The 17,085-nt window shown below is 74.1% G+C and carries 15 protein-coding genes; 5 read left to right on the top strand and 10 right to left on the bottom strand.

From position 1 onward, the window contains the following. Positions 1 to 45: 45 nt before the first annotated feature. Positions 46 to 831: a hypothetical protein gene (locus tag AB0G56_RS15770; protein ID WP_360969397.1), complete on the bottom strand. Its 786-nt coding sequence runs from the start codon at positions 829 to 831 to the stop codon at positions 46 to 48. A gap of 421 nt (positions 832 to 1,252) precedes the next feature. On the opposite strand from AB0G56_RS15770, the gene AB0G56_RS15765 reads away from it, so the two are divergent. From AB0G56_RS15765 to AB0G56_RS15745, 5 genes are read left to right on the top strand one after another with little or no spacing between them, the layout of a single operon-like run. Then, positions 1,253 to 4,441 carry a nitrate- and nitrite sensing domain-containing protein gene (locus AB0G56_RS15765; protein ID WP_360969395.1) on the top strand — a complete coding sequence of 1,063 codons (3,189 nt, stop codon included), beginning with the start codon at positions 1,253 to 1,255 and terminating at the stop codon, positions 4,439 to 4,441. After that, positions 4,438 to 4,941 (top strand): roadblock/LC7 domain-containing protein, encoded by a 504-nt coding sequence (locus tag AB0G56_RS15760; RefSeq protein WP_360969393.1) that lies wholly within the window; start codon positions 4,438 to 4,440, stop codon positions 4,939 to 4,941. The genes AB0G56_RS15765 and AB0G56_RS15760 overlap by 4 nt, the downstream gene beginning before the upstream one ends. Next, on the top strand, positions 4,938 to 5,360 hold the full coding sequence (locus AB0G56_RS15755) for a DUF742 domain-containing protein (protein ID WP_360969391.1): 423 nt from the start codon (positions 4,938 to 4,940) through the stop codon (positions 5,358 to 5,360). Before AB0G56_RS15760 ends, AB0G56_RS15755 begins: the two co-directional genes overlap by 4 nt. Beyond that, positions 5,341 to 5,994, top strand: coding sequence for an ATP/GTP-binding protein (locus AB0G56_RS15750; protein ID WP_360969389.1), 654 nt, complete (start codon positions 5,341 to 5,343; stop codon positions 5,992 to 5,994). Before AB0G56_RS15755 ends, AB0G56_RS15750 begins: the two co-directional genes overlap by 20 nt. Positions 5,995 to 6,034: 40 nt before the next feature. After that, a complete protein-coding gene (locus tag AB0G56_RS15745) occupies positions 6,035 to 7,300 on the top strand; it encodes a styrene monooxygenase/indole monooxygenase family protein (protein ID WP_360969387.1) in 1,266 nt (421 codons plus the stop codon). An 83-nt stretch (positions 7,301 to 7,383) separates the two neighbouring features. Here the strand turns inward: AB0G56_RS15745 and AB0G56_RS15740 are convergent, their stop codons facing one another. The 9 genes from AB0G56_RS15740 to AB0G56_RS15700 form a co-directional block, all read right to left on the bottom strand. Continuing rightward, positions 7,384 to 8,676: an NlpC/P60 family protein gene (locus AB0G56_RS15740; protein WP_360969386.1), complete on the bottom strand. Its 1,293-nt coding sequence runs from the start codon at positions 8,674 to 8,676 to the stop codon at positions 7,384 to 7,386. Between the two features lie 102 nt (positions 8,677 to 8,778). Then, on the bottom strand, positions 8,779 to 9,087 hold the full coding sequence (locus AB0G56_RS15735; protein WP_360969384.1) for a hypothetical protein: 309 nt from the start codon (positions 9,085 to 9,087) through the stop codon (positions 8,779 to 8,781). 10 nt (positions 9,088 to 9,097) lie between these two features. Further along, positions 9,098 to 9,754 carry a helix-turn-helix domain-containing protein gene (locus tag AB0G56_RS15730; protein WP_360969383.1) on the bottom strand — a complete coding sequence of 219 codons (657 nt, stop codon included), beginning with the start codon at positions 9,752 to 9,754 and terminating at the stop codon, positions 9,098 to 9,100. 80 nt (positions 9,755 to 9,834) lie between these two features. Further along, positions 9,835 to 10,773: a diiron oxygenase gene (locus AB0G56_RS15725; RefSeq protein WP_360969381.1), complete on the bottom strand. Its 939-nt coding sequence runs from the start codon at positions 10,771 to 10,773 to the stop codon at positions 9,835 to 9,837. Between the two features lie 131 nt (positions 10,774 to 10,904). After that, positions 10,905 to 12,380 (bottom strand): penicillin-binding transpeptidase domain-containing protein, encoded by a 1,476-nt coding sequence (locus AB0G56_RS15720; protein ID WP_360969379.1) that lies wholly within the window; start codon positions 12,378 to 12,380, stop codon positions 10,905 to 10,907. A 103-nt stretch (positions 12,381 to 12,483) separates the two neighbouring features. Further along, the gene (locus AB0G56_RS15715) at positions 12,484 to 13,866 is read right to left on the bottom strand and encodes an FtsW/RodA/SpoVE family cell cycle protein (protein ID WP_360969377.1); all 1,383 of its coding nucleotides are present in this window, start codon (positions 13,864 to 13,866) and stop codon (positions 12,484 to 12,486) included. 43 nt (positions 13,867 to 13,909) lie between these two features. After that, complete coding sequence (locus AB0G56_RS15710) at positions 13,910 to 14,437, bottom strand: SH3 domain-containing protein (protein ID WP_360969376.1); 528 nt, start codon at positions 14,435 to 14,437, stop codon at positions 13,910 to 13,912. A 146-nt stretch (positions 14,438 to 14,583) separates the two neighbouring features. Then, a complete protein-coding gene (locus AB0G56_RS15705; RefSeq protein ID WP_360969375.1) occupies positions 14,584 to 16,002 on the bottom strand; it encodes an ATP-binding protein in 1,419 nt (472 codons plus the stop codon). Continuing rightward, positions 15,999 to 16,844: a hypothetical protein gene (locus AB0G56_RS15700; RefSeq protein ID WP_360969373.1), complete on the bottom strand. Its 846-nt coding sequence runs from the start codon at positions 16,842 to 16,844 to the stop codon at positions 15,999 to 16,001. Before AB0G56_RS15700 ends, AB0G56_RS15705 begins: the two co-directional genes overlap by 4 nt. Positions 16,845 to 17,085 lie beyond the last annotated feature (241 nt).

The following is a 17,085-nucleotide window of genomic DNA, read 5'->3' as shown; positions in this document are numbered from 1 at the left end:
GCCCCGCACTCCCGCCGCCTCCGCCCGCGTGAGCCGCGCCGGCGCTCACATCCGTACGAACACCGCCGTCGCGTCGTCGTGTGTCTTGCTCCGGCCCAGGTACGCCCGTTCCTCGCGGTCGGACCGCTCCAGGAGCCGTACGCGGTCCACCAGGGCCCCGGCGCCCTCCTTGCGCAGGAGGCCGAGGCACTGCGTCCAGTCGCCCTCGTGGAACTTCTCCACCCAGCGCGCCGCTCCGTCGGTGAGGGCGGCCAGGGCGCGGACCCGGGTGCGCGGCACGGTGCCCGTCACCGCCCGTTCCGCCACCGAGGGATCGGCCGCCGCGGTGAAGAAGCCTCCCTCCTTGTTGCGCAGGGTGGCGTCGACGAGCGCGTCGGTGGCCAGCGAGGCAGGCGGCAGGCGGGCCAGCCGGTCGTCCAGGACCGGGGTGACCAGGCCGTCGTCCGATTCCAGCAGGAGCACCGAGTCGGACAGGACCAGGTACTCGACCGAATCGGCGGACCACCGCACGAGCACCACGGTTGCCTGCGGCGTGCGTGGGTGAGAAAGGTCACAGGTCGCAGCGTGTGCCTCGGCGGTGCCCCGGATCGTGTGCGCGAGCACCTCCCGTAGGGTCAGATCCCGCCGCGAAACGGTCAGTTCGGTCAGTGCGCCGCCCAGCCGGCCCGTGAACCAGGGGACCGAATGCAGGCACCCCGTCTCCGGCACCGGTGTCACCCCGTCCAGGACGACCAGGCACCCGCCCTGCCCGTCGGCGGGCAGGGCGACGGCGGCGAAGTCCTCGTTCGGGTGATCCGGCAAGCCCGGCTCCGAAACAACCTCAGTTCGCATCCAGCCAGTCTGCACCAGGCCTTCACATGGTCCGCCAAAGTTGGCCATTCGCCTTGGAATTGACGCAGGGCCGCAGGTCAGGCGCCTGATTTGGGGTGGAATGGAGGACTCCGGGAAGGCGTGGCGGCGAATACTGCCAAAGCCTGCCGCCGACGTCCAACCGGCCCGCCGTACGGCACCCGCGCACACGCCGGAGGAACTTGCCCGCCAACTCCCCTCCGATGTTCACTCCTTCGGGTGGCCGGTCGGATGATGCGGGACCACTGCCCACCGGCACTGGAAGGGTCGGAAACCGACGCAGGCCCCCTGCTCGCGCCACACGGACGGCGAGAGACCGGGGGAGGGTGGACGCGGCAGTCGCACGAGCTGACGAGGCGCCACCCGGGCCCATGAGTACACGAGTACAGGAATGCGAGCACCGGTGCAGAAGAAGCGGCCTCGGCGCACAGGCAGGCAGACGGCCACCTCGGAGGGACCGGAGCGTACGACCGGCACCCCCTCGGCCGGCCCCGTGGGCGAGGGCCGCCCCAGGCGCGTACGCAACCGCCTCGTCGTCTCCGTCTCCGTCGTCGCCGCCGTCGTGGCCGGAGCCGGCGCGCCCGCCGTGATCGACGCCTCCGGCCGGCTGAGCGACTCGCAGGACCTGGTCACCCTCGCCGGGCAGACCCAGGACGCCCTCGCCCTCGCCCACTCCCTGGCCGACGAACGCGACGAGGTCACCTCCTACGTCGCCGCCGGCCGCCCCCGGTCCAAGGCACCCTCCGAGCAGCGCAGCACCCGCGTGGACCGCCAGGTCGACGAGGTGCGCACCGACCCCGGCACACCGGCCTGGCTGCGCACCGACCTCGACGGCATCGCCGCGCTGCGGCGCTCCGCGCTCACCGGCCAGAGCACCGCGCTCCAGGCCCACCAGGCGTACTCCGCCACCATCGCCGAACTGCACCGGCTCGCCGAACAACTGGCCGAGAAGATGCCCCCGCGTGCCGGGTCCGGGGCGCATTCCCTCGCCGAACTGGACACCGCGGTCCAGCAGGCCGCCGCCACCCGCGGGCTCCTGCTCGCCGCTCTCAACGTGCCGTACACCACGCGGACCGCCTACGACCCGGTCACCGGCCTGCCGACCGAGACGACCAGCTCCAGCAAGGCCGACACCAAGCAGCGCGACGCCCTCAGCGCGGCCGCCCAGCAGGCCCGGGTCCGCTCCGACGCCGCCCTCGCCGCGTTCCGCGAGACCGCGCCCGAGGCGGCCCGCGACTCCTACGACTCCACCGTCACCGGCCCCGAGGCCAACTCCGCCGCGGGCTACCTGGCCAAGCTCACCGACCAGCCCTCGCTCTCCGACGCCGACCTCACCACCAGCACCAAGAAGGCCGACGCCGCCCTCACGGCCCGGATCGACCTGATGCGCGGCGCCGAGTCCTCCCTCTACGACCACCGCACCAAGGACCTGGCGAAACTCCGCGACGACGACGTCACCGCGCTGGAGCTGCGCATCGCCCTGCTCGGCGCCCTCCTGCTCCTCGCCGTCGGCATCGCCACCGCCCTGGCCCGCACCCTCACCCGCCCGCTGGCCGTCCTGCGCCTGGGCTCCGCCCGGCTGGCCGGCGCCGAGGACCCCGCCGCCGAGGAACCGATCCGCTTCAACGGCCGCAACGACGAGTACGCCCAGGTCATCCGCTCCGTCAACACCCTGCACACCCAGGCCGCCGCCCTCGCCGAACGGGTCGCCACCCTGGAGGCCGACCGCAAGCACCTGGTCGGCCAGCGGCAGAAGATGGCCGACGCCCGCGAGGAACTGCGCGCCGAACTCGCCGAGGCGACGGCCCGGCTGGAGCGGACGCGCGCCGGCATCGGCGCCACCTTCGTCAACCTGGCGCTGCGCACCCTCGGCCTGGTCGAGCGGCAGCTCACCGTCATCGAGGGCCTGGAGGAACGCGAGCAGGACCCCGACCGCCTCGCCACCCTCTTCAAGCTCGACCACTTCGCCACGGTCATGCGCCGGCACAGCGAGAACCTCCTCGTGCTGGCCGGTACCGAGCACGTCCAGCAGCACGCCGGGCCGATCCCGCTGGTCGACGTCGTACGTGCCGCGGTCAGCGAGATCGAGCGCTACGAACGGGTCCGCATCGCCGCGCTGCCCCCGCACGCGCACGTGGCCGGCTTCGCCGCCGACGACCTCTCCCACCTGCTGGCCGAACTCCTGGAGAACGCCACCTCCTTCTCCCCGCCGGACCGGCCCGTGGAGGTCTCCGGCTGGCTCCTGGAGAACGGCGAGATCATGCTCTCCGTCCAGGACGAGGGCATCGGCGTGGACGGCGAGCGGCTGACCCGGCTCAACGCCCGCCTCGCCGACCTCGACCCGGACGCCGCCTACGACCAGGACGGCGAGGAGGGGGCCAAGGACCTGGGCCTCGGCCTGTACGTGGTGGCCCGCCTCGGCCACCGGCACGGTGTGCGCGTCCAACTGCGCGAGCAGAAGCAGGGCGGTACGGCGGCCGTCGTCGTCCTGCCCCAGCCCCTGCTCGCCCCCGCCCCGGCCTCCGCCGTCCCGGCGGCGGGCCCCGACGGGACGGGCACCGGCACCTTCTCCCTCCCCGGCGCCGACGCCGAGGCCAACTCCAACGTCCTGCACGCCCGCGCCCAGGACGACGGCACCGACCCGCTGGTCGCCCTGGCGGAACAGGCGGTACGCGCGTCCGAGGCGGTCCACGGCGCAGAGGGAACGACACCGCTGGAGTCCCCGGCCGAGACGACGATGGAGCTGCTGCTCCCGCCTCCCGTGCCGGAAGGGGCCACCGCCCCGCCCGAGGGCAGCGCGGCCCCCGCCGCCGGCGAGTCTCCGGCGGCCACGACGGAGACACAGCCCGGCCGGCCCCAGGCCCCCGCGCCCGGAAGCGGGCCTGAGTCGGGCCCGCTGCCCGGGGCGGACTCCGGCACCGGGGCCACCCCCTGGTCGGGAGCGGCCCCCGCGGCCGGGACGGCTTACACGTCGGGGACGGTTTCCGTGCCCGGGGCGTCCTCCGGGTCCGGGCCGGTTTCCCCGGCCGAGGACGACGCGCCCTGGCCGGGAGCCGCGCCCACGCCCGGGACGGGCCCGGTGCTCCGGACGCCCTCCGCCCCGGAAGAGACCTCCGCCCCCCGGTCGACCTCGGCGTTCGACGACATCCCCTGGCCGGGAGCGGCGCCCGCACGCGAACCGGCCGGCCCCGCACCCGCGGCGCCCTGCGCACCCGACCCGGCCGCCCTCGCCCCCACGCGCCCGGCCGGAGCCGGGGACGGCGACGGGAGCGAGAACGCGTACGGGCACGGCGACGACCACGGCGCCGAGCACGCGCGCGTGCCGGAAGAGGCCCTGACCGCCAAGGGTCTTCCCAAGCGCACCCCCAGAATCACCACACCCGCCCACGCCCCGCGCCAGCGCACCGGCTCGGTGGACGCCGAGGCCCTCCGCCGCCGCCTGGGCGGCTTCCGCCGCGGAGCCCAGGCCGGTTACCGCGACGTGGAGGCCGAGATCGCGGACCGGACGGACGAGAACCGCCGGCCGGCGCCGGTGACCCGTACGCAAGCCGAGGAATCCACGGGGGGCACAGTCGAGGAGGCAAGCAGTTGACAGCGCCCACCACCTTCGGACTGAGCAGTGAGGCCCGCAACCTGCACTGGCTGCTGACCAATCTGGTCGAGGAGGTGCCCGGCATCGAATCGGTCGCCGTGGTCTCCTCCGACGGCCTCCTGCTCCTCTCCTCCGACCCCGGCCGCAACAGCGAGGCCCGCCGGCCCCGCTCGACGGCCCCCGCAGGCCCGCGCGGCTCCGCCGCCGACCTCGCCACCATCGTCTCCGGCATCGGCAGCCTCACCATCGGGGCGGCCAGGCTGATGGACTCCGGCGCGGTCAAGCACACGATGGTCGCGATGGACGAGGGCAGCCTGTTCGTGATGTCGATCAGCGACGGCTCGCTGCTCGGCGTGCACGGCTCCGCGGAGTGCGACATGAGCGTGGTGGCGTACCACATGGCGCTCTTCGTGGGCCGCGCCGGGCATGTCCTGACGCCCGACCTCCGCAGCGAGCTGCGCAGGTCACTGGAGTCCGAGTCGGCGGGGAGTGCCCGATGAGCGATGTGCCGAGGCAACAGCTCCCGGTCCGCGGCGGAGTCCGAAAACCCGCCCGGGTCCGCCCGTACTCGCTCACCGGCGGACGCACCCGCTTCGGGCACGTCCTGCTCGTGGAGACGTTCGTGGCGAGCACCGCCGAACTCGAACCCGCCGAGGAACGCCTGGAACTGACGAGTGCGCCGCTGTCGTCCCGGGTCATGCCGGAGATGCGGGCCATCGTCGAACTGTGCCGCCGGATGCGTACGGTGGCCGAGATCGCCGCGCTGCTGAAGATGCCGCTCGGTGTGGTCCGCGTGCTCCTGAGCGACCTCGCGGACCAGGGAAAGATCCGTGTGTACGGAACCGGGACCGGTCACGGCACCGGCCGTCCGGACCGCGCTCTGCTGGAAAGGGTGCTGAGTGGACTCCGCCGTCTCTGACTCCGCCGTCTCCTCCTTCGCGACCAAGGTCGCCCCGTTCGACGAGCCCGACGAGACGCTGCTGCCCTGGCAGACGGACCGCACCCGGGCGCCGATCGCCACGAAGATCGTGGTGGCCGGCGGCTTCGGCGTGGGCAAGACGACGCTGGTCACCGCCGTCTCGGAGATCACGCCGCTGCAGACCGAGGCGCTGATGACCCAGGCGAGCGCCGAGACCGACGACCTCACCGCCACGCCCGGCAAGGTGAGTACGACGGTCGCCATGGACTTCGGCCGGATCACGCTCGACGACGACCTGGTGCTGTACCTGTTCGGCACGCCGGGCCAGCAGCGGTTCTGGTTCATGTGGGACGACCTGGTGCGGGGCGCGATCGGCGCCGTCGTGCTGGCGGACACCCGCCGGCTGAAGGACTGCTTCCCGGCCCTGGACTACTTCGAGAGCTGCGGGCTGCCGTACGTCGTGGCGGTCAACCACTTCGACGGCAGTGAGCTGTTCGCACCGGAGGACGTCCGGGAGGCGCTCACGATCCCCGCGCACATACCTGTCATGATCATGGACGCGCGACGCCGGATCTCGGCCGTCGAGACCCTGCTGGCCCTCGTGGCCCACGCGCTCGAGGAAACCCCCGAATGATCCTTCGAGCAGTCCAGAAGCCGTAGGAGGCACCACCCGCATGCGCAAGATACTCGTCGTGGGGGCCGGCCAGTCCGGTCTCCAGCTCGCCCTCGGCCTCCAGTCGCACGGGTACGAGGTCACCCTGATGTCCAACCGGACCGCGGACGAGATCCGCTCCGGCCGGGTCATGTCGACGCAGTGCATGTTCCACACCGCGCTCCAGCACGAGCGTGACCTGCAGCTGAACTTCTGGGAGGCCCAGGCCCCGCGGATCGAGGGCCTCGGCGTCTCGGTCGCCGCCCCCGGCTCCTTCGACCCGGGTCCCGCGCAGCGCGCGATCGACTGGGTGGGCCGCCTCGACGGGTACGCGCAGTCGGTCGACCAGCGGGTGAAGATGGCCGGCTGGATGGAGACCTTCGCGCAGCGCGGCGGCCAGCTCGTCATCCACGGCGCGGCCGTCGGCGACCTCGACTACTTCTCGCGCGCCTACGACCTCGTCCTCGTCTCGGCGGGCAAGGGCGAGCTGGTGACGATGTTCGAGCGGGACGCCGACCGGTCCCCGTACACCGAGCCGCAGCGCGCGCTGGCGGTGTCGTACGTGCACGGGCTGGGTCCGCGTCCGGAGCACCCGGAGTTCGACGCGGTCCGCTGCAACGTGGTCCCCGGCGTCGGCGAGCTGTTCGTCATGCCGACGTACACCCTCTCCGGCCGCGCCGACATCCTGTTCTGGGAAGGCATACCCGGCGGCCCCCTCGACGCCTTCCAGGGCATCAAGGACCCGGGCCGGCACCTGGCCCTGACGCTGGACCTCATGCGCCGGTTCACGCCCTGGGAGTACGAGCGGGCCACGCACGTCGAACTCACCGATGCCGGCGGCACCCTCGCCGGCCGCTACCCGCCCACCGTGCGCAAGCCGGTCGGCCGGCTGCCCGGCGGCGGCCTGGTCCTCGGGGTCGCGGACGTCGTCGTCGCCAACGACCCGGTCACCGGACAGGGTTCCAACTCGGCCTCCAAGTGCGCCGCCGCCTACCTCGCCTCGATCCTCGAACACGGTGACAAGCCGTTCGACGAGGAGTGGATGCAGCAGACGTTCGAGCGCTACTGGAGCACCGGTCAGCACGTCACCAAGTGGACGAACGCCATGCTCGCCCCGCCGCCGGAGCACGTCCTGAACCTGCTCGGCGCCGGCGGTCAGCTCCAGCCGGTCGCCGACCGCTTCGCCAACGGCTTCGACGACCCGGCCGACTTCGAGAACTTCTTCTACGAGCCGGCGAAGACGGAGGCCTACCTGGCCGAGGTCACGGGCGCCGGCCCGGCGGCCTAGTCCCGTAGGAGCCGGTCCTGGACCTGCAGGACTCGGACTCGTAGGACCCGGACCCGCAGGACCGGGTCCTGCAGGTCGTGGCCCTACAGGACCGTGGGCTTCGACGGGCCCGTGTCCGTCGACGGGCCCGCGGCCGGTCCACCGGGCGTGTTCCCGGGGAGCGCGGGGAGCCTCGGTGGCGTGTAGCGCGGCAGGGGCCTGCCGGCCGGGTCGGGGCGGACCGCGCCCAGCACCGGGTTGGCGGCCAGCGGCGACACCTTCACCGTCGTGCCCGGCCGCGGCGCCTGCACCACCAGGCCGTCGCCGAGGTAGAGGGCGACATGGGTGGCCTTGGGGAAGTACACCACCAGGTCGCCGGGGCGCAGCTCCTCCAGCGGTACGTGCTTGAGCCGGGCCCACTGCTCCTGGCTGGTGCGCGGGATGGGCATGCCGGCCTGGCCCCAGGCCCGCGAGGTCAGGCCCGAGCAGTCGTACGCCGCCGGGCCGGTCGCGCCCCACTGGTAGGGCTTGCCGAGCTGGCCCACCGCGTAGCGCACGGCCGCCTCGCCCTCCCGCGTGGGCGGCCTGTCGTCGCCGAGCGCCCCGGAGGCCAGGAGCCCGGTCTGCGCGCGGGCGATCCCGTCCGCCTCGAACGCGGCGAGTGCGGTCAGCCGCGCCGGGCTGAGCGCGGCGAGCAGCTTCTCGATCTCGTGCAGTTTCCCGCGGACGTCGTCGCGGGCCCGCTGCTGCCGCCGGGTGAGGGCGAGGCGGGCGTCGAGCGCGGTGCGGGCCGCGCGCGCCAGGTCGTCCGCCTTCCGCTCGGCCGCCGTCAGCCGGGCCACCGTCTCGGCGCGCTCCCGCGCCAGTTGCCCGATGACGTGGCCCTCCTCCAGCGCGTGCTGCGGGTCGCGGGCCAGGATCAGTCGCAGGTAGGGGGAGAAGGAGCTGGTGCCCTGGTACTCCTGCCGGGCCAGCCGCCCGGCGGCCGCCCGGCCGTCGCGCAGGGCGAGCCGGGCCCGGGCGAGGGCGGCGGTCAGCCGGTCGGACTCGGCACGCTGCCGCGCCAGTCGCCGCGCGGCGGCGGCGTAGGTCTCGGTGGCCTGCTCCGCCTGCCGGTACAGCGTCTGAAACCCCGTCAGCAGCGCGGTGACGGACGGCTGTCCGGGCGGCTGAGCGGACGGCCGCGCCGACGGCGGCCCCGGCAGCGGCCCTGACGGCCGCTCCGCCGGCAGGCCCGAGGACCGTTCCGGCAACAGGGCCGGCGGCGGTCCGGGCGGCCGGCCCGACGGCTGCCCGGGGCCGGCCGGCCGTGGCTCGGCGGTGGCGGTCACCGGCACGAGGGCGGCCTGTGCCGCCAACGCCGCCGTACACACCAGGCGCAGCGCCCTTCTTGACACGTCATCACCTCCGGCGCGGGGCGGTCTCTCCGCTCCACACCGTGAGGATTGGACGTATGAGCCGATTTGTGGGCCCGCGTTGCGCCGGTCGGCGCAACGCGGTCACCCGCCGGTGTCACCCGGCTTGCCCTCCGGGCCGTTTAGGGGCTCCGGACGGGACCAGGGCCACTTCAGCCGGCCGCCCCGCTTCCCCTCCGGATCGAACTCGTACTTCCACCCCCGCGGCAGCCCCAGCCTCCTGCTCTGTCCGCGCGGTACCCGCCGGTAGACGAGCACGGTGGGCGGGCCGCCCGCCGCGTCCGGGACCGGGATGCGGTACGTCTTCGGGGGGTGGCCGGTGGGGCCCACCAGTACGGGCAGCACCCGGCCGTCCATGGGGCCGCCCTCGAACGGGGTCTCTTCGCTCTTCACGGCACCAGTGTCAGTCATCCGCCGAGGTCAGGCCCTGGACCAGGGCGGCGGTCTGCGCGTCGCGGGCGGCGGTCACCGTCAGGACGGCCACGAACTGTTCGACGAGCCAGTCCCGCAGCTCCCCGAGCGGTGGCTGCTTGTCCTCGTCGAGCCAGATCAGGGAGGCGGCCTCCACGGCCGTGATCCACATCCGCACGGTCATCCGCAGCCGCGGCCCGGGGTCGGTGACCCGCAGGTGGCTGAGGATGTGCTCGGCGGCGGCCCGGCGCACCCCGTCCACTATGGCGGTCGTCCGGGAGGTCTCCACCACGCTGCCGCCCTGGAGCAGCGCGCTGAACCCGGCGTCGTGCTGGTCGACGAAGGCCAGGTAGCGGTCGAGGGCGCGGGCGAGGCGGGGCAGCAGGGGGCCGGTGCGCGGCTCGTCGAAGCAGTGCCGCAGCTCGTCGGCGGCGGAGCGCAGCGCGGCCTCGTACAGCTGCTGCTTGCCGCCGGGGAAGTACCGGTAGACCAGCGGCCGGGACACCCCGGCCGCCTCCGCCACGTCGTCCAGCGAGACCTCCTCGGGCGCCCGGTGCGCGAAGAGGGACAGTGCCGCCTCCAGCAGCTGAGCACGCCGTTCCTCGACGCTGAGGCGGCGGTAGGCGGGGGTCGGGGCGGCAGGGCTCATGACCAGCAGCGTAATCGGTGCCCGCCCCGCACGGTCGGGACGAGCGGGTCCGGCCCCGCGCCCCCGCGCGTCCACGGCCGTCAGGCCAGCAGGCCCGAGGACCGCCACAGCTGCCGTCCGACACCGCGCAGCACCCCGATGTCGTCGAGGAAGTCCGTGAGCCGCTTGGCGCCCGTCTGCATGATCTCGCGCCGGTGCCCGCTGGCCTTCACCTGGGCCATGGCCTCGCGCCTGTCCAGCCCCACGTTCGAGTACACCTCGGGGTTGACGAAGGCGACGGAGAAGACCCGGGCGAACTCGCCGGAGGTGACCCGGGTGAACTCCTTCGACCACCGCGGCGCCGTCACCATCTGCCGGCGCAGCTCCTCGCGGGCGTAGCGCACGTGCCGCGCCTCCTCCACGACGTGGATGCGGGTGACCCCGCGGACCAGCGGCTGTATTCGCTCGTCGGGGAAGGTCAGGCGCTGCATCCAGTCGAGCACCTCCTCGCCGAGCAGGGTGGCGGTGAAGGAGCCGGGGGTGGTGGAGATGGTCTTGAAGAGCCGGCCGAGGTGCTGGTGGGCGGGGCTCACCGGGTACCAGGGGGTGCCGCCGCGGGTGATCAGGCGGGCGAACATCTTCGAGTGCCGGCACTCGTCCTCGATCTCGGTGAGGGCGTAGCGCACGTGCGCGCTCGTGGCCGACTTGTCGTAGACGTGGCGGACGAGCAGCTGCATCAGGATCAGCTCGAACCAGATGCCGAGGGAGGCGAGCGCGGCGGCCTCGTGCTGGGAGAGCAGGATCCGCTGCTCCTCGCTCATCCGCTTCCACAGCGGGGTGCCGTACAGCGACACCAGCTCCGGCGGCCAGAACCACTTCCCCTCCTCGAAGGGCGCCTCCCAGTCCAGCTCCCTGTCCGGGTCGAAGGAGTGCTTGGCGGAAGAGTCGAGCAGCCGCTCGGCCACCTGCTCCCGGTCCTTGAGCAGGCCGAGCGCGTCGCGCAGTCCGGCGAGCGCGTCGGCTTCCGTCACGGTCGTCATGGCTGTCCCACCTCGTCGTACGGGGATGTGGCTGGATCGGCTGGTTACTCGGGGGTCAGTTCGCCCGCCTCTTATGAGACTGCGTGTCAGCAAGCGCGTCAATCCCCTGGGCGGGACTTGTTGACCCGGCGTCACGCAACCGGCGTCCGCGGCGAGTGCAGCACCGCCTCCATCACGGCCTTCGCGATCGGGGCCGCCGTACCGCCCCCGCTGATGTCCCCGCGCCGGGCCGAGGCGTCCTCCACGACCACCGCGACCGCCACCCGCGGATCCATGTCGGCCACGCCCTGCGCCCACGAGACGAACCACGCGTACGGCGTCCCCGTATTGCCCACGCCGTGCTGGGCCGTGCCCGTCTTGCCGCCCACGACGGCCCCCGGGATCGCCGCGTTGCCGCCGGTGCCGTCGGTCACCACGTCGCACATCAGCTCCCGCAGCCGCGCCGCGGTCGTCGGCCGCATCACCTGCCGCACCGGCCGGGAACCGGCCGCCGACACCGGGCTGCCGCCGCTGCGCGTGGTCCGCTCCACGAGGTACGGCACGCGCACCTCGCCCCCGTTCGCGACCGCGGCCGCGACCATCGCCATCTGCAACGGCGTCGCCCGCGTGTTGTACTGCCCGATCGACGACAGCGCCAGCTGCGCCCGGTCCGCGGGCGCCTCGAACGTGCTCGGCGCCACCGCGAAGGGCACCTTCAGGTCCGGGTCGTCGAAGCCGAAGCCCTCCGCCGCCTGCCGCATGGCCCGCGCGCCGACGTCCACGCCGAGCTTGGCGAACACCGTGTTGCACGACCACTCGAAGGCGAAGCGCAAGGACGCGTTCGCGCAGTCGCCGGCCTCGTTGACCAGCCGCGTGGTGCTGCCGGGCAGCCGGTAGGGGTCCGGCGAGTCGGTCCGCGCGTCCAGGTCCGTGACCAGTCCCGTGTCCAGCGCCGCCGCCGCGGTCACCACCTTGAACGTCGAGCCCGGCGGATACGTCTGCCGCACCGCCCGGTTGAGCATCGGCTTCTCCGGGTCGTCGTTCAGCCGCGCCCAGGCCGCCGTCACCGCGGGCCCGTTCCCGGACAGCTCCGCCGGGTCGTACGACGGGGTGGACACCAGCGCCAGGATCCGCCCCGTCGCCGGTTCGACCGCCGCGACCGCCCCCTTGCGCGCGCCCAGCCCGTCGAACGCGGCACGCTGCGCCGCCGCGTTCAGGGTCGTCTCCACGTTGCCGCCCGCGGGCTGCCCCCGGGTGAAGTCGTGCCACAGCGGGAACCCGGCCAGCAGCGGATCGGTCCCCGACAGCACCCGGTCCTCGGCGTGCTCCAGGAACGTCGTCCCGTAGCGCTGCGAGGCGAACCCGGTGACCGGCGCGTACAACGGACCCTCGGCGTACGTCCGTTCGAAGCGGAGCTGTTCGCCGGTGTCCCGGGAGCCGGTCACCGGCCGCCCTCCGACCAGGATCTCCCCGCGCGGCTGCTCGTACCGGGCGATGGTGGGGCGGCGGTTGGCCGGGTTGCCGCCGTAGGAGGGGCCCTGGAGCACCTGGAGCCAGGCCGTGTTCACCAGCAGCGCCACCAGCAGCAGCACGCAGAAGGCGGCGGCCCGCCGGATGTACCGGGTCACCGCGGACCCCCCGCGCCGGGCCGCCCGCCCCTCACCGCGGCACCGTGTGTTCCGGGCAGCCCGCCCCTCACGGCGCCACCGTGTGTTCCGGGCAGCCCGCCCCTCACGGCGCCACCGTCCCGTCGTACTGCCGCCGTGCCACATGACTGATCCGGATCAGCAGCGCCACGATCGCCCAGTTGGTGACCACCGACGAGCCGCCCTGGGCCAGGAACGGCATCGCCATGCCGGTCAGCGGGATCAGTCCGGTCACCCCGCCCGCGATCACGAAGACCTGGAGCGCCACGATGGAGGCGAGCCCCACCGCGAGGAGCCGGCCGAAGGGGTCGCGCAGGGCGAGGCCCGCCCGGTAGCCGCGCTCGACGAGCAGGGCGTACAGCAGGAAGACCGCGGAAAGGCCCGCCAGGCCCAGCTCCTCCCCGGCGGTGGCCAGGATGAAGTCCGACTTGACCGCGAAGCCGACCAGGATGGAGTGGCCGAGCCCGAGGCCGGTGCCCAGCACCCCGCCCGCCGCGAACGAGAACAGCGACTGGGCGACCTGGCCGGGACCCCGCCCGGCCTCGATGGACGCGAACGGGTGCAGCCACTCCGCCACCCGGCTGTGCACGTGCGGCTCCAGCCAGCCGACGGCGAGGGCGCCCGCCGCGGCGAGCAGCAGCCCGAGGGCGATCCAGCCGGTGCGGCCGGTGGCGATGTACAGCATCACGACGAAGAGCCCGAAGAACAGCAGCGAGGTCCCGAGGTCGCGCTCCAGCACCAGCACGCCGACGCTCAGCAGCCAGACCGCGACGACCGGCCCGAGCACCCGGCCGGTGGGCAGTTGCATCCGCCACACCCGGCGGCCGGTGTACGCCAGCGCGCTGCGGTTCGCGGCGAGGTACGCGGCGAAGAACACCGCGAGGAGCACCTTCGCGAACTCGCCCGGCTGGAACGAGAACCCGCCGAGCCGGATCCAGATGCGGGCGCCGTTGACGGCGGGGAAGAGGATGGGCAGCGTGAGCAGCGCGAGCGCGGCCACGACGCACACGTACGCGTACCGCTGGAGCCAGCGGTGGTCGCGCAGCACGAGGACGACCAGCGTGAACAGCCCCACGCCCAGGGTGGACCACACCAGTTGGACCGGCGCCGCCCGCTCGCCCGGCGTCTCCAGGTCCAGGCGGTAGATCAGCACCAGGCCGAGCCCGTTCAGCAGCACGCCGATGGGCAGCAGCAGCGGGTCGGCGTACGGCGCCCGCAGGCGCACCGCGCCGTGCGCGAGCAGCGCGAGCACGCCGAGCCCGGCGCCGTAACCGGCGGCGCCGGGCGGGACGGTGCCGTGCTTGGCCAGCCCGACGGCGCAGTAGCCGTACACGGAGAGCAGGACGGCGAGGACGATCAGGGTGAGTTCGATGCCGCGGCGCCGGGGCAGGCGTGCGGTGCCCGGCGCGGACGGGTCCGCCGCTGCCACCGGGCTTCCGGTGGTCCCGGTCATTCCGGCCTTCGCCATGCCCGGAACCTCACCAGAACGTGCTTATCGGGCGTTCCGATGGTCAGCACCAGCGCGGCGAGGGCCCGACGTTGTCGATGAAGCGGGCCGAGCCCCACGTCCAGGCGCCGTCCGCGAGCAGGTACCACAGGTGGTTGCCGCTCACGTTCGAACCGTTCGTCTTGCAGTAGATCCAGACGGTCTCGCCCTGCCGGGCGACGCGCAGCACCCGGCTGCCGCGGTCCGCGCGCGAACGCAGCGCGAGGCCGCCGCGGGCGGTGACGCGCCCCCGGTAGAAGGCCCGGTCGGCGGTCGTGCCGCCGACCGGCGGCCGGGACGTGGCGGAGGAGGCGGCCGGTGCGGGTGCGGTGGGGCGGGGCGCGGACTGGCCGGCGGGCCGGGGCGCGGGGGTGGGGCGCGGGGCGGGCGGGTTCGCGTGGCCGCCGGCGGGTCCGGGGCCGGCCGCCGGGGCGCCGGGGGCGCCGGGGGTGTCGGGGCCGGCCAGGGCGACGGCCGGTGCGACGGCGGTGGCCAGGAGGGCGGTGGCGGCGGCCGTCACGGCCAGCCGGGCGAGCGGGGAACGCAGGGGCATGGACAACCTCCACCTGAGGCGGCTAAGACCGCGAAAGCGGACTTGTCTGACTAGCCGCCACATTAGGTGCGCGCGCGGCGACGCCGCCCCGCCACGCTGCGGGGGTGGAGCGGACATCACCTGATATGCCGTCACCTGAGGTGATGTCAGGTCGGCTCCGTCGGCGACCCGGGCGCCTCCGGACGGGGTCTCTTCGGATCGAGTCCCTCCGGACGGGGTCTCTTCGGATCGAGTCCCTCCGGATCGGGCCCCTCCGGATCGGGCCCCTCCGTTCCATCGGGCTCCGGCGCCGCCGGCGGGCTGTGCGGCAGTGTCAGGGTGGCTACCGCCCCGCCGTCCGGCGCGTTGGCGAACTCCAGCCGGGCGCCCAGCACCTCCGCCTGGCCCAGCGCGATCGTCAGCCCGAGCCCGTGCCCGGTCGCACCGCCCTCCGTGCGGAACCGCTGCGGCCCGTGCTCCAGGAGGTACTCCGGATAGCCGTCCCCGTGGTCGCGCACGCTGACGACCGGCCCGTCCACCGTCAGCACCACCGGCGGCCGGCCGTGCCGGTGCGCGTTGGCCACGAGATTGCCCAGCACCCGCTCCAGCCGCCGCCGGTCCGTCTCCACGGACACGTCCCGTACGACCCTGACCCGCACGTCGCTCCCCGGCGCGGCCCCGGTGGCCCGCGCGGTGCGCAGCGCCCGTTCGGCCACCGTGCTCAGGTGCTCGGCGTCGAGGGCAGGCCGCTCGCGCCCGGTGTCCAGCCGGGAGATCTCCAACAGGTCCTCGGTGAGCGTGCGCAGGGCCGCGACCCGGTCGCGCACCAGTTCCGTCGGGCGGCCCGGCGGCAGCAGTTCGGCCGCCGCGTGCAGCCCGGTCAGCGGTGTGCGCAGTTCGTGCGCCACGTCCGCGGTGAACCGCTGCTCGGCCATCAGCTTGCCCTGGAGGGAGGCGGCCATCGAGTCCAGCGCGGCCGCGACCGCGGCCACCTCGTCCTGCGGGCGGGTGCGGTCGCGGGTGAGCGGGTCGTTCACCCGCGCGTCCAGGTCGCCCGTGCTGATCCGCCGGGCCACCAGCGCGGTGGCGTGCAGGCGCCGGGTCACCCGGGTCACCGCGAACGCGCCCACCAGCAGCGTCGCCCCGATCGCCAGCCCCGACGACCACAGGATGGCGTTGTCGAGACCGGCGATGGTGTGGGCCTGCTGCGAGTAGTCGACCTCGACGGCCAGCGCCCGTCCTTGGTCGGCGGGGCCCGCCGCCCACATCGTGGGGCGCCCGTGGTGCCGGCCGACGACCGTGCCGCGCCGGCCGTCCGCCGCCAGCCGCCGCAGGGACGGCGGCAGCCCCGCGGGGTCGACGCCCGCGCCGGGCAGCAGCGTGTCCCCGGACTCGAACGCGCTGGTGGCGTCCTTCAGCCGGGACAGCGCCAGCTCCCGGGCCTGGCCGACGGTCTGGTCGGTCACCGAGACGTGCACGAGGATGCCGAGCAGCGCGGCGAGCGCGCAGCACATCACCGTGATGAAGGCCGCGGACTTCACGGCGAGCGTCCCGGTCCACCGGGGGAGCGCCACCCTCCTCCTCATCGGCCGCTCGCGGGCGCCGTGGCCGCCGCGGACGATGCGGCTGCCGTGCCCGATCCGGCCGCCGCGTCCGACCCGGACGAGGTGGCCGGCGGGGTGAGGCCGGGGGTCGGTGACGGCCGGGGCACGGGCGCCGGCGGGGCGGTGGCCGCCGGAGTGTGCGCCCGGGTCGGCTTGTGCGGGGCCGTGCGCAGGAACTCGTCGCGCGAGAACACCATCGCCCGCTGGTCCGGGTCCCAGGACCACGTCGTGCGGTACTCGTACCCGGCGATCCCGGCGGGCGAGCGGATGATCACGGCCCGTCCGGCCAGCTCCACGCCGATCACCGCGTCGTCGTTGGCGAAGACCTGCACCAGCCGGTGCCCCTCGAAGGTGTAGACGCGCACGGCCGTCTGGTTGGTGGGGTACAGCCGGAAACCCAGGGTCATGTCGTCGCGCCCGTCACCGGTGAGGTCGCGGTAGTACGGCCGCAGGACGGGACAGCCGCCTCGCCCCGGTCCCGCGCCGCAGTCCGCCAGCCGGGCGGCCGCCTGGCGGTAGGGCGCCTTGGCGTTCTTGTAGTCGTCCGGGTGCGCGGCCACCTCAGCCCGTACGACCGCCACCGGATCGACGGCGTGGATATCGTCGCCGGGGGCGGTGATCCCCTTCACCGTCTCGATCTGCACCTCGTCGTACGGCCACGCCGGGCTGGCGGCCGGCCGCAGCGACGGCCAGAGCCGGGCCGGGCTGATCGCGGTCGGTGTGGTGCCCGCCGCCCGCAGCCCGCCCGCGTCGCCGCAGCCCGCCGCCGTGGCCATCAGCAGGGCCACGGCGGCGGTGACGAGGGCGGGGCGTCTGCGGAACACTGCTCTCCGGGGGGAAGTGAGCGGGGAAGTGAGCGGGGAAGTGAGTGGGGAAGTGAGTGGGGAAGGGGACGGGGCGGAGGGGCGGGACGGACGGCGGAGCAACCGGGATCATGGCCGGAAGCAGCCTCGTAACACCTTATTCGTATGGAAGTCCTTTTTGCGTACGGTTCCCGCCCCCGGGCGGACGGCGCGGCCCGGTGGCGTCCGCAGAGCGTACGCAGTGAAGGTGAGAAAACGGATC

Source organism: Streptomyces sp. NPDC021356 (genome assembly GCF_040641015.1).
Taxonomy (GTDB): domain Bacteria; phylum Actinomycetota; class Actinomycetes; order Streptomycetales; family Streptomycetaceae; genus Streptomyces.
Note: the sequence above shows the minus strand (reverse complement) of the source record. Positions and strands in the feature narration are given on the sequence as shown.